The organism is Ignatzschineria sp. 22MB058224, assembly GCF_058188435.1.
In genome coordinates this window covers 89,171-102,216 of record NZ_CP187366.1, presented here as the reverse complement: position 1 = coordinate 102,216, position 13,046 = coordinate 89,171, and the positions used below count along the sequence as shown (strand labels likewise).

Below are 13,046 nucleotides of genomic sequence, written 5' to 3'. Positions count from 1 at the left end.
CTTAAATTTCCTCATGGGGATTTTTGCTATTTTACATTTCTTATAAAATCTTAGAAATAAATAAGGCTGTAAATCCCGATTATCTCACTCTTTTTAATCAAAAACTTTGTAAATACAATAAAGGTAGATTAAATGTCGACTCAAAAAGGAGAAATTATGAAACAATTAATCGATGCCATTAAAAAGAATGAACAAGAGTTTATTGATATTCGACATGATATCCATGCCCATCCTGAAATTGGTTTTGAAGAACAACGTACAAGTGACCTTGTGGCAGAAAAATTATCTGAATGGGGCTATGAAGTTCATCGCGGACTTGCTAAAACGGGGGTTGTCGGCACACTAAAGGTCGGTAAAAGTAACAAAGTTATTGGTATACGTGCCGATATTGATGCACTCCCTATCCAAGAAAATTCAGGAAAACCTTGGAGCAGTCGGATTCCTGAAAGATTCCATGGCTGCGGACATGATGGTCATACAACAATCCTTCTCGCAGCAGCGAAATATTTAGCAGAAACGAAAAACTTTGATGGTACTTTACACGTTATCTTCCAGCCAGCGGAAGAGCTCCTCTATGGTGGGAAAGTAATGGTTGATGATGGGCTATTTGATAAATTCCCATGCGATATGATTTTTGGTATGCACAACATGCCAGGGCATAAAACCGGCGATTTCTACTTTAGAGAAGGCCCAATGATGGCATCTTCCGATACGATTCATATCGAAGTAAACGGAAAAGGGGCTCACGGAGCAATGCCAGAAAGAGGAATCGACGCCACAATTATCGCATGTTATATCGGTACGGCCTTACAAACGATCGTCTCTCGCAATGTTGATCCTTTTGCTCAAACAGTAGTAACCATCGGCTCTATTCAGTCGGGAGATGCGCCTAATGTGGTTAATGATTTTGCAGTTCTTAAACTTTCTGTTCGCTCTTTAGATAAAGATGCCCGTAAACTCATGCTAAAACGTATTAAAGAGATTGCCACACTACAAGGCCAGAGCTTTGGTGCAGAAGTAGAAATTAAACATATTAATGGCAGCCCAGTTTTAATTAATGATCCTGAAGCAACAAGATTTGCGCGTAGCATTGCTGAATCTCTTGTTGGAGCAAATCATGTTCATGATGGCGTGAAATTTATGGGAAGTGAAGACTTTGCCTTTATGCTTGAACACAACCCTAAGGGCTCCTACCTCATTATCGGAAATGGCGATGAACCAGGATTTTGCAATGTACATAACCCTGGATATGACTTTAATGATGAATGTATCGTCCCAGCTGCGGCATTTTGGGCAGCACTTACCGAAAAATATCTTGAAAAATAATTTCTGACATCATATTCCATTACAAGAAAGGAAATCTTTATGACAACTCATATTGAAAAAAACACCCCTCAATTTGTCGGGAATGCCAAATTAACCGTAGGCATTGTACTTGGTGTACTAACCTTCTGGCTCTTTGCCCAAACTCTTTTAGTCGCAGGACCCGCGATTCAAGCAGATATTGGTATTACTTCCTCTGAACTCAGTTTGGCAGTCAGTATTACTTCATTAATTTCAGGCTGTTTTATTGTTGTTGCTGGAGGGCTCGCTGATAAATTTGGACGAATGAGATTCACCTATATTGGTTTTATTCTTAGCATCATCGGCTCACTACTTCTAATTGTTGCTCCGAATGCACTAGTTTTTTCTGTTGGCCGTATCATTCAAGGCTTTTCTGCTGCATGTATTATGCCAGCGACTCTCGCATTAATTAAAACTTACTATGAGGGCACCTCACGCCAAACAGCCTTAAGTTGGTGGTCTGTGGGCTCATGGGGAGGATCAGGTATCTGTTCATTAGCAGGTGGCGCAATAGCAACGAGCCTTGGTTGGCATTGGATCTTTATCTTCTCAATTATCTGTGCACTTCTTGGAATGTTCTTAATTAAAGGCACACCAGAGAGCAAAATGGAGAGTAATAGCTCCAAATTCGATTACTTTGGTTTAGTAGTATTCGTAATTGGATTACTCTCACTGAATATTTTTATCACAAAAGGTGGCGAATTAGGCTGGGCAAGCCCAGTTGTATTAAGCAGTTTAGCAGTCTTTATTATTGCTTTTCTTATCTTCTTCCGTGTTGAAATTAAAATGGCAGAAAAAGCATTTATCGACTTTTCACTCTTTAAAAATATGCCTTATAGCGGCGCAACATTCTCAAACTTTATGCTTAATGCAGTTGCAGGTTCCCTCTTTGTTGTGAATTCATATATTCAGCATGCGAGAGGTTTCTCATCTCTTCAAACGGGGGCGTTGTCTATCGGATATCTTATTGCTGTTCTTGGCATGATTCCAGTTGGCCAAATTATCCTTCAAAAAATGGGAGCGAAAAAACCAATGCTGCTTGGATCAGTTACAACAGGCGTTGGTATCGCATTAATGTCTTTAACATTCCTCGCACAAACACCATACTTGATTGCTGTATCTTTAGGTTTTGTACTCTTTGGTCTTGGCTTAGGATTCTATGCAACGCCTTCTACTGATACTGCTGTTTCAAATGCTCCTGAAGCAAAAGTAGGGATTGCATCCGGAATCTACAAAATGGCAAGCTCGTTAGGTGGTGCATTTGGTATCGCAATTTCCGCAACGGTTTATTCAGCACTAATCGGCGTTGAGCCAACAGCTGCTGAACTTAACTTTGCAGGCATGACAGGATTACTCGTAAATGTTGGCTTCTGTGTATTATCGTATCTTTCAATTGTATTCTTAGTTCCTAAAAATGCAGGAAGATAGCAACCTTTCCTAAAAAGTTCATAGCATCAATATACTAAACCGCTCATTTATTGGGCGGTTTAACTTTATTTATTCACACCCTAATAAACCAGTATTATCAATGCATTACAGAAATATCAACTTTATCCTAAAACTATGATGGAATTATCCCGAAACTTATCCACAGAAATTGGGGATAAAAAAGCAGTTACCCATAGATAATAAGAATCAAGCATCTTGCAATAAAGAACGAATTGCTACCATATCGTTACAAAGAAGAACAATATTAATCCCCGATGAAAAGCAAGCCTCGACCTTCTCCTGAACAGCGCCTAAATGCGCAGCGCCTTGCATATCAAGATCATCACTAATAATTACTCCTTTAAATCCTAATGTCCCCCGCAGATATTGCATCCATTTTGAAGAAGTTATCACGGTATGCTCGCTATCAAGACAAGAAAAAATAATATGCGCCGGCATCAAGCCTTCAATTCCGGCGTCAATGAGCCTTTTGAAAGGTAATAAATCGTGTGCTTCTAGAGTTGTGAGATCTCGATCATCTCGAGCAAGCGCTAAATGTGTATCGACATTAACATAGCCGTGACCTGGAAAATGTTTCGCGATACCGATAGAGCCTCCTGATCTTAGTCCATCATAAAAACTCAGTACTAATTGGGAAACAACCTTCGGATCAGAGTGAAAAGCACGATCTCCAATAGCAGGATTTATCCCATAGTCAAGATCACAAACAGGGGCATAACTAAAATCGACACCCACTTCTTGTAACTCAATAGCAATTAATTTTCCCAAATCATGGGCTAACCGCAGAGCCTCTTCTGAATCAGAATCATAGCGTTCACCAATGCTTCGCATGGGGGCAATTTTTGAGAATCCTTCTCTAAACCGCTGAACACGACCACCTTCATGATCGACTGAAATTAGTAATGCAGGGTCAATCTCTTTGATAGAACGAGTCAATTTTTGCAATTGTTCTTTATCTTGATAATTGCGCGAAAAAAGGATAACGCCACCGACTAAAGGATGCCGAAGCCATTTTTTCTCTTCATCTGTTAACGTTAGCCCTGAAATACCGATAAACACCGAACGCGATAATGTCATTAATTGATCTTTTAGTCGCTCGTGTCGCGCTTTTTTTAGTCTCAAATCCACGGTCATATCCTCGATAATAATTGTTATGAAATTTTATAGATTAATCGAATCAACCAAAAAATCGATCTCCTCTTGGGTAAACCCTGAACGTAAACGCGCTTCAATATTGAAAGGCGGTTTTAAGGTTTGACCATACTCTTCTAATAACTGAAAAAAGGTCTCTTTAGGAGGAAGGTTGCGTTCAGCACATAACTCGCGGTACCATCGGTTACCCACTAATACATGTCCTTCCTCTTCTTCTAAGATCACTTGTAATAACTCAACAATATCAGGGCGACCAACTTCTTTCAGACGATTCATAATCCCGGGTGTTACATCAAGCCCTCTTGCTTCTAAAACACGCGGTACAAGTGCCATACGTACAAGCGGATCATGTGCAGTTCGTTCTGCTGAATCCCATAAGCCACTATGCGCCTCAAACGCCCCATAAAACGAGCCGTTTTGTGCTAAATAATTTGCTAACATCTGAAAATGTTTCGCTTCATCATTCGCAACTGAAATCCAATCCTTATAAAACTGGCAAGGCATCTTACGAAAACGATAAGCCGCATCTAATCCTAAATTCATCGCATTAAATTCAATATGGCAAATTGCATGTACAAGTGCTAAAACACCTTCATTACTTCCCAAACCACGGCGCGGAACTTGTTGTGGAGAGACTAAAATTGGCTTTTCAGGACGACCTGCTTCTTTTGAAATCGTAATATCATGATCTTGATATGGCGTTAACTCTTCACTTTGCATTCTTTGATGCAATATTGCGATTTTTTGACATTTTTCGACCGGACTTGTTTCATATAAAGCTTCTTCTACTAAAGAGTAAAAGTCATGAATACGATCAGAATCTTGATGTTGATTTAAATCTTCTATTTTCATCTTCTTAAATTTTTTACGACAAAGAGCTATCAAAATCATCAACTGGTTCAATCGGCAAGCCAAAATAACCTCTGCAATGATTCGTTGCTACTCGTCCTCTGGGAGTTCGCATAATAAAGCCTTCCTGAATGAGAAAAGGCTCAATCATGTCTTCCAATGTTCCTTTTTCTTCTCCAAGAGCCGCCGCTAAAGTATCAATTCCTACTGGACCACCATCAAACTTATGGACAATTAAACGTAAAAAATTTCGGTCATGTTCATCTAATCCTGCATTATCAATATCAAGCATCTCAAGTGCTTGCTGAGCAATCTCAATGGTAATATCCCCATTCGATGAAACCTGCGCAACATCTCGTACTCGGCGCAATAATCGATTAGCAATGCGAGGTGTGCCACGAGAACGACGCCCTATTTCAAACGCGCCTTCTTCAGTAATAGGTGCATTTAGTAAATTTGCCGAGCGTTTCACGATCTGAGTCAATTCGTCGTTGGTATAGAACATTAAACGAGAAACGATACCAAAACGATCTCGAAGTGGTGAGGAGAGTAAACCTGCTCGAGTAGTTGCGCCAATAAGTGTAAATGAAGGAAGAGCAATCTTCACTGAACGGGCGGCAGGACCTTCGCCGATCATAATATCGAGTTGATAATCTTCCATTGCAGGATAGAGAACTTCTTCAACTGCCGGATTTAGACGGTGGATCTCATCGATAAAGAGAATATCATTCTCTTCTAAACTGGTTAGAATTGCAGCAAGATCACCGGCCTTCTCAAGAATTGGACCTGATGTCTGCTTTAAGCCAACCCCCATTTCATAAGCAATAATATGTGCCAATGTAGTTTTACCGAGCCCCGGCGGCCCAAATAGCAAGACATGATCAAGTGCTTCTCTGCGTTTACGAGCAGCTTGAATAAAAATGTCTAATTGTCGACGTATTGGCAACTGCCCTGTATAATCCGCTAACTTCTTAGGGCGAATTGCTCGGTCAATCACCTTCTCTTCTTCAAAGGGTGTATCACTTACAATTAGTCGATCCGACTCAATCATGCATTTTCCTTCATTAAATAATTTAGAAGCCCATAATCATATAAAAAACTGAATAACGAGCGCAGCGATTATCATAAATAGTCATTAAGACTCTTTTTAATCATCTTATAATAACAAAAAGTAAACCCTAATGACTTCTCTTATAAATCATTAGGGTCTCTCATATTGCTATAATTTTTCAAGATTAAAATCGGTAATTTACCTTTGCATACGCTTGATGATTATGAATCGATTCAAAGTTTTCCGACTGCACCGAAAATGATTGTAAATCGGTTCTTTCACGCAGATATACCACTAAATCACGCACCAAGTCTTCTACAAAACGAGGTGTTTTATAAGCCATTTCCGTTACATATTTTTCATCAGGTCGCTTTAAAAGAGGATAAAGACGCGAAGAGCCTACCGACTCCATCTCCCGTAACAGCATATCGATATCAAGAGACTCAAAAGCCGAAAAATCTTTCATCACCAATTCAATTGTCAAATGCGAGCGCTGAGAATGCGCACTAAATTCTGAAATTTCCTTTGAGCAAGGACATAGGCTTGTAACAGGTGCCATCAACTTTAAAATATAGCGATCTTTCGCTGCCTCTTTGCCTGATTCTGCCCAGATTTCACACTCAAAGTCCATTTTACTTTTTGCCTTTGAAACCGGGGCTTCTCGTTCAAAAAAGAGCGGGAATTTTATATTAACTTGCGCATTTTCTGCATCTAATTTTTTCTGAAGATCCTTTAAAAGCCCACCAATGCCATTTAGTGAGAGAGGTTTTTTTTGCTGATCCCATACTTCAATAAAGCGTGACATATGCGTCCCTTTTCGCTCTTTTTGAAGCGTTACCGTAAAAGCGGCATCCATAACCGTATGCTGTGCGAATCCCTGATTCTCAAAAAAAAGCGGTAGCCGCAACCCACTAATACCAACCTGTGAAATTTCAACATCACGTTCATCTTGATACGCTTGTACATCTTTAATAGTGGAAAATTGGTTATTACCCACAATGGCTCCTATTTTATTATTCTCATTTTTAATTGTAGTCTTCTAATAAATGCATCACTGATATCTTTGGCTAGCTCACCTTTTATTGCTTCTTCAGCAGTTGATTTTGCAAGTGGATCACGTTCATTGAGAGAAAAATCCTGTGAGCTTGAAAAACTCTCACGTGGGAATATTGTTTTCCCTGAATTATCATAGATGGCAATCCTTGCAATTAAATCCGTCGTATAAGATCGATATTGCCCGGTCGAATTACTAGCAGTAATACGAGCCCCATAAACTTCATCCATATCAATTACGAGATCTGCTTTTTCTCTAGATTCAACAAAATCTAGCTGAGAACGAAGCCCTCTTTTCACATAAAAAGCAACACTATCAACTGAATAAGCGGGTTCATTAGTTATAAGAAAAGCTGTTTTATACTGACTCGGTATAGACACATTTCCACGAAGATGAAAACCACATCCTGCAAGCAGTGTCAGTAAGCTAAATATTAAAAAATATCTCATTTTATGCGTTAATTGCATGCTAAAAAACCTTTAACTAGAGTACAAAAAAACTTGATCGAAATCAAAGTTTGCATCATCTCTTTCAGTAATCGAAATAGAAACTACTTAATTCTTTGCCAATTTTACAGCACCATGAGAATAAATCCCATTAATAAAAACCTTAACGATTATCCTACCTGGGCATGAATAGCTGTTTTGTATAAGAAAAAAACACTTTGAAACAAAAAATATATGAAAAATGGTATAATTCAGCACCATTTTAAAGAAAATTAATGATGTATGCAGAAAATTAAACCACCAAAAGCCTCCGATCATAAACTCCTTGCTTTTGGTATTTTTTTAGCAAAAATTGCCGCTCGTCTACCGCTTCCTTTTCTCCTCTTTTTAGGGCGAATCGTAGGGCGAATCTCCTATTATGTTGCAAAGAGTCGCAAGAAAATCATCAGACGTAATATTGAGCTTTGCTTTCCAGAGCTCACTGCAAGTGAACAACAAAAACTTGTTAAAGAAAACTTTATTTCAATGGGAATGGCAATCTTTGAAGTTATTATTGCTTGGTATATGCCACAAAAACAGCTTGAAAAATATCTTGTTTATGAAGGTCTTGAAAATCTAACAGACTATGAAGCGAGCAATAAGGGGGCGCTTCTATTAACACTACATATGACCCCCCTAGAACTTGGCGGAAGAGCGATCTCTTTTAAAACAAAAGTCCGTGGAATGTATCGCCCTCATGAAAATGAATATTATGAGTATGTACAATATAAAGGTCGTTTTGAACAATCGGGACTAGAGCCTATTACCCGTGATGAGACGCGCAGAATGATTAAATTACTTCGACAAGGCGATCTTATCTGGTATGCCCCCGATCAAAACTATGGCAGTACCGATCATGTTTTTGTACCTTTTTTTGGTGTAAAAGCACTTACAATTACAGCGACCTCAACGATATGTCGTCTTGGAAAAGCATCTGCACTTCCTTACTATGTCATTCGTAAAAACAATCGTTACCATATTAAGATTATGCCTGTACTTAATGACTTCCCTACAAATAACTTAGAGCAAGACACACGAAGAATTAATCAAATGTTTGAACAATGGATTTTAGATGCACCAGAACAATATTTATGGGCACATCGTCGCTTTAAAACACGGCCAGATGGAGAAGACGATCTTTATATAAATCTATGAAGGCATATAATTCAAATAAAGTTTACTCTCTCACTCCTACACATTTCTTCACTTTAGCTCATTGAAAATGAGCCAGAAATATTACATAAAAAGTATTTTTTACAATGAAAGCATCCATCTTGAATTATTTTTAGGTATAATCTCAGGTTAAAAATTATTTTTATAAATATTAAATATCGAACAAAAAATGGTATTACTGCCTGATTAGATCAGGCATCACCCAACAAATGTTAAATAACATATATAGGATCTATAAGACGTGACGAGAATTACAACACAATCGAGTTTTACATATGATGAGTTAATTGAATGCGCAAAAGGCAATCTTTTTGGCGAAGGCAATGCTCAGCTTCCAATGCCACCAATGTTAATGGTTGATCGTATTATCTCAATTACTGAAAAAGGTGGGAAATATGGTAAAGGCTCCATTACAGCAGAACTCGATTTAAATCCTGATCTTTGGTTCTTCCCTTGCCATTTTATTGGCGATAGCGTCATGCCAGGATGCCTTGGACTTGATGCAATGTGGCAATTGGTCGGATTTTATCTTGGATGGATGGGCGGTAAAGGGCGTGGACGCGCTCTTGGTGCTGGCAATGTAAAATTCAGCGGACAAGTGTTGCCAACCGCTAAAAAAATCACCTACAACATCCATATGAAGCGTGTTATTTTAAGATCATTAACGATGGGAATTGCTGACGCAACAATGGAAGTTGACGGCAAAGAAATCTATGTTGGGGAAGATCTTAAAGTAGGTCTTTTCACACAAACAGACAACTTCTAAATTTCTGGAGGAATATTATTAATGAAACGTGTTGTTATTACAGGCCTTGGAATTTTGTCGAGTATTGGCAATAACAAAGATGAGGTCTTACAATCACTCCTCAATACTCAATCTGGAATCAAGTTTTCTCAAGAGATGGCGGATTTAGGATTCCGTTCTCAAGTACATGGACCGGTTAATGTTGATCTAGCATCACAAATTGATCGTAAACATTTCCGTTTTATGGCTGATGCTGCGGCATATGCCTATCTCGCAATGCAACAAGCAATTGAAGACGCTGGATTAACAGAGGAAGAGGTTTCAAATCCTCGCACTGGACTTATTGTTGGTTCTGGTGGTGCCTCTACAAAAAACCAGATCGACAGTATCGATATATTACGTAAAAACAATGCCACCAAGCGTATCGGCCCATATATGGTCACACGAACTATGGGTTCAACTGTATCTGCATGTTTAGCAACACCCTTTAAGATAAAAGGTGTTAACTACTCTATCAGTTCGGCATGTGCAACCTCCATTCACTGTATTGGTAATGCCTATGAGCAAATTCAACTTGGCAAACAAGATATGGTATTTGCCGGTGGTGGTGAAGAGCTTCATCCATATATGAGCGCAATGTTTGATGCAATGGGCGCATTGTCATCAAAATACAATGACCGCCCAGAAGTTGCATCACGCGCCTATGATAAAGATCGCGATGGTTTTGTGATCTCTGGCGGTGGCGGTATTGTTGTTGTTGAAGAGCTTGAACATGCGCTAAAACGTGGTGCGAAAATTTATGCTGAAATTACAGGTTATGGTGCTACCTCTGACGGATATGACATGGTTGCACCAAGCGGTGAAGGCGCTGAGCGCTGTATGCGTATGGCTCTTGAAAATTTCGATGGTGAAATCGATTACATCAATACTCACGGCACATCCACACCTGCAGGCGACACACCTGAATTATTAGCAATTGGTCGCGTATTTGGTGATAAAATTCCGCATATTAGCTCAACTAAATCATTAACAGGTCATGCTCTTGGCGCAGCTGGTGTTAATGAAACAATTTATAGCTTATTGATGATGCAAAATAATTTCATTACTGAAAGTGCACATATTGATGAAATCGACCCTGCACTTGCAGACTTCCCAATTGTGCGTAAGCGTATTGATAATGCAAAAATTGATAATGTGCTTAACAATGGCTTTGGCTTCGGCGGCACAAACTCCGCATTAGTTCTTAGTCGCTATAAGGATTAATGATTCTGAAGTAGATCAAGAACATTTGAAAACACATAAAACCGCATCTCGAAATAAGAGATGCGGTTTTTTATTTAATCAAAATCTAAATTTATACTCTTTTGCCAATTTAAAATACGACTGTTTTATTCCCTTGAACAATCACTCGATCTTCTAAGTGATAACGCAATCCTCTAGACAGCACAATTTTTTCAATATCTTTCCCTCGTCGTACCATATCTTTTACAGAATCAGCATGTGAGACACGAATGACGTCTTGCTCAATAATAGGACCTGCATCGAGCTCTTCAGTCACATAATGGCATGTCGCCCCAATGAGTTTTACCCCTCGAACTGCCGCCTGATGGTACGGCTTTGCTCCAATAAAAGATGGCAAAAAGCTGTGATGAATATTAATAATTTGGTAGCGATACTTTTCACATAAATTTGGAGGAATAATCTGCATATAACGAGCTAAAACAATTGTGTCCGCATTTGATGCATCAATAATTTCATTTACTTGCGCAAAGCTAGGCGCTTTATTTTGGCTATCCACCGGCACATAGTGATATGGAACTCCATACCATTCCACCATACTTCTTAAATCTTCATGGTTAGAAATTACCCCAACAATTTCACACTCTAATTCATCCGCATGCCAACGCGATAAAATATCCACCAAACAGTGCGCTTCTTTACTAGCCATTAACATAACACGATGTTTTTTTGAGGTATCAACAATACGCCAGTCTAAAGAGAACTGCTCTACAATAGGTGCAAAACGTTTTGAAAACTCATCAATATCGAAAGGGAGTGTTTCCGCTTTAATTACATGGCGCATAAAAAATCGACCTGTTTCAAGATCTGAATGATGATTCGCCTCCATAATCCAACCGCCGTTAGCAGCTAAAAACTGACTGACTGCCGCTACAATCCCAACACCATCGGGACAAGACATCACCAAACGATACATCTTCATAAAAACCCTTTATCTGTAAAAATCAATCTTCTTAAAATACAATAAAACCAACATCTCTTTTTAGGATTAAGAATATCTCAAAAAAAGATAAATAAAACAACTTCTCAAATCTAAAAATGTAGAAAGACTTCAAAATCTCTGCTTTAAACTCATCTTTGATAAAAAATTCCTGCTATAATCCCCTACAGTTTTTCATCTCTTCCATTTCTTCGGAGCAATATATGCAAGTTTTTCATAATGCTATTGCCGGGCTACAAATACTCTTTGTCGCGTTCGGTGCAATGGTTCTTGTCCCGCTTCTGACTGGGCTGAACCCATCCATGGCACTTCTTGGTGCAGGTATTGGTACTATTCTTTTCCAAATGTTAACGGGATGGAAGGTACCAATTTTTTTGGGCTCTTCTTTTGCATTTATCGCCCCAATCATCTTCTCAATTAGCACGTGGGGAATGGGTGCAACATTCTTCGGACTCTTTGCCGCCGGCTTTATGTATTTTGTCTTCGCTGCTGCCATTAAATTAAAAGGTATCGATAGTGTTCATAAACTTATTCCACCTGTCGTGATTGGTCCGGTGATTATTGTGATTGGGCTTTCTGTTGCAGTTGTCGCGACTCAGATGGCAATGGGGTTATCAAATGGTGAACAAATTATCGATTACAAATTATCAATCATTGTGTCTGCACTGACATTTGCAACAACTGTTTTAGTCACAATGTTTGGTAAACGTTTCTTACGTCTTGTACCAATTCTTTTAGGTATTGCAGTAGGTTATACCGTTGCGGCATGTCTGGGATTAGTCGATTTTGCACCTGTCATAGATGCACCTTGGTTTAAAATTCCCCACTTTGTAACACCCGAAGTGAACTGGATGGCTGCACTCTTTATGCTCCCCGTGGCAATTGCCCCTGCAATTGAACATATCGGCGGTATCATGGCCATTGGAAAAGTAACTGGTAAAGATTATGCGACAAATCCAGGACTCCATAAAACATTAGCCGGCGATGGTTTAGGGGTCTGTGTTGCCGGCCTTATTGGTGGGCCACCTGTAACAACTTATGGAGAGGTTACCGGAGCAGTAATGATTACTAAAAATGATAAGCCTATTATCATGACCTATGCCGCAATCTTCGCCATCGTCATGGCCTTTTTCGGGAAATTTAACGCCTTCTTAAACTCTATTCCACTACCTGTAATGGGCGGAATTATGATCCTTCTTTTTGGAACAATTGCAAGTCTTGGTCTTAAGGCATTAATCGATGCAAAAGTTGATATCACTATTCCTCGAAATTTAGTCATTGTCAGTGCAACGCTTATAACTGGCGTTGGCGGTTATACAATTCAAATTGGTAGTTTTCCATTTGCGGGCGTTGGTTTAGCTTCAGTACTTGCCATTGTCCTTAATTTGATTTTACCGCATCCCAAAGTTGAAAAGTCAGAAGAACCTGAAGTAGATCTATAAGATTTTTTCATCTATAACCAAAGCTATAAAAACTCCACAGCCTATTTAAAAAGCCCACTAGGG

General features: G+C 39.1%; 12 protein-coding genes. 6 read left to right on the top strand and 6 right to left on the bottom strand.

The features are described from left to right. Positions 1-153 precede the first annotated feature (153 nt). The gene (locus ACPF7B_RS00380; RefSeq protein WP_490506474.1) at positions 154-1,326 is read left to right on the top strand and encodes a M20 aminoacylase family protein; all 1,173 of its coding nucleotides are present in this window, start codon (positions 154-156) and stop codon (positions 1,324-1,326) included. Positions 1,327-1,365: 39 nt separating this feature from the next. Then, a complete protein-coding gene (locus ACPF7B_RS00375) occupies positions 1,366-2,772 on the top strand; it encodes an MFS transporter (protein ID WP_490505661.1) in 1,407 nt (468 codons plus the stop codon). A 207-nt stretch (positions 2,773-2,979) separates the two neighbouring features. Here ACPF7B_RS00375 and nagZ read toward each other — a convergent pair whose 3' ends face one another. From nagZ to ACPF7B_RS00350, 5 genes are all read right to left on the bottom strand, one after another. Next, positions 2,980-3,921 carry a beta-N-acetylhexosaminidase gene (nagZ, locus tag ACPF7B_RS00370; protein ID WP_490505660.1) on the bottom strand — a complete coding sequence of 314 codons (942 nt, stop codon included), beginning with the start codon at positions 3,919-3,921 and terminating at the stop codon, positions 2,980-2,982. Positions 3,922-3,954: 33 nt separating this feature from the next. After that, positions 3,955-4,797, bottom strand: coding sequence for a ferritin-like domain-containing protein (locus tag ACPF7B_RS00365; protein WP_490505659.1), 843 nt, complete (start codon positions 4,795-4,797; stop codon positions 3,955-3,957). Between the two features lie 13 nt (positions 4,798-4,810). Continuing rightward, positions 4,811-5,845: a Holliday junction branch migration DNA helicase RuvB gene (ruvB, locus tag ACPF7B_RS00360; protein WP_490505658.1), complete on the bottom strand. Its 1,035-nt coding sequence runs from the start codon at positions 5,843-5,845 to the stop codon at positions 4,811-4,813. Between the two features lie 184 nt (positions 5,846-6,029). Next, on the bottom strand, positions 6,030-6,842 hold the full coding sequence (gene folE2, locus ACPF7B_RS00355; protein WP_490505657.1) for a GTP cyclohydrolase FolE2: 813 nt from the start codon (positions 6,840-6,842) through the stop codon (positions 6,030-6,032). A gap of 8 nt (positions 6,843-6,850) precedes the next feature. Beyond that, positions 6,851-7,366: an LPS-assembly lipoprotein LptE gene (locus ACPF7B_RS00350; protein ID WP_490505656.1), complete on the bottom strand. Its 516-nt coding sequence runs from the start codon at positions 7,364-7,366 to the stop codon at positions 6,851-6,853. A gap of 261 nt (positions 7,367-7,627) precedes the next feature. On the opposite strand from ACPF7B_RS00350, the gene lpxL reads away from it, so the two are divergent. From lpxL to fabB, 3 genes are all read left to right on the top strand, one after another. Beyond that, complete coding sequence (gene lpxL, locus ACPF7B_RS00345; protein WP_490505655.1) at positions 7,628-8,539, top strand: LpxL/LpxP family Kdo(2)-lipid IV(A) lauroyl/palmitoleoyl acyltransferase; 912 nt, start codon at positions 7,628-7,630, stop codon at positions 8,537-8,539. Between the two features lie 268 nt (positions 8,540-8,807). Beyond that, on the top strand, positions 8,808-9,323 hold the full coding sequence (gene fabA, locus ACPF7B_RS00340) for a 3-hydroxyacyl-[acyl-carrier-protein] dehydratase FabA (RefSeq protein WP_490506473.1): 516 nt from the start codon (positions 8,808-8,810) through the stop codon (positions 9,321-9,323). Positions 9,324-9,344: 21 nt separating this feature from the next. Next, entirely contained in the window at positions 9,345-10,565 is a 1,221-nt protein-coding gene (gene fabB, locus ACPF7B_RS00335) for a beta-ketoacyl-ACP synthase I (protein WP_490505654.1), read from the top strand. 109 nt (positions 10,566-10,674) lie between these two features. Here the strand turns inward: fabB and purU are convergent, their stop codons facing one another. After that, on the bottom strand, positions 10,675-11,523 hold the full coding sequence (gene purU / locus ACPF7B_RS00330) for a formyltetrahydrofolate deformylase (protein ID WP_490505653.1): 849 nt from the start codon (positions 11,521-11,523) through the stop codon (positions 10,675-10,677). A gap of 221 nt (positions 11,524-11,744) precedes the next feature. On the opposite strand from purU, the gene ACPF7B_RS00325 reads away from it, so the two are divergent. Beyond that, positions 11,745-12,983: a uracil-xanthine permease family protein gene (locus ACPF7B_RS00325; protein ID WP_490505652.1), complete on the top strand. Its 1,239-nt coding sequence runs from the start codon at positions 11,745-11,747 to the stop codon at positions 12,981-12,983. Positions 12,984-13,046 lie beyond the last annotated feature (63 nt).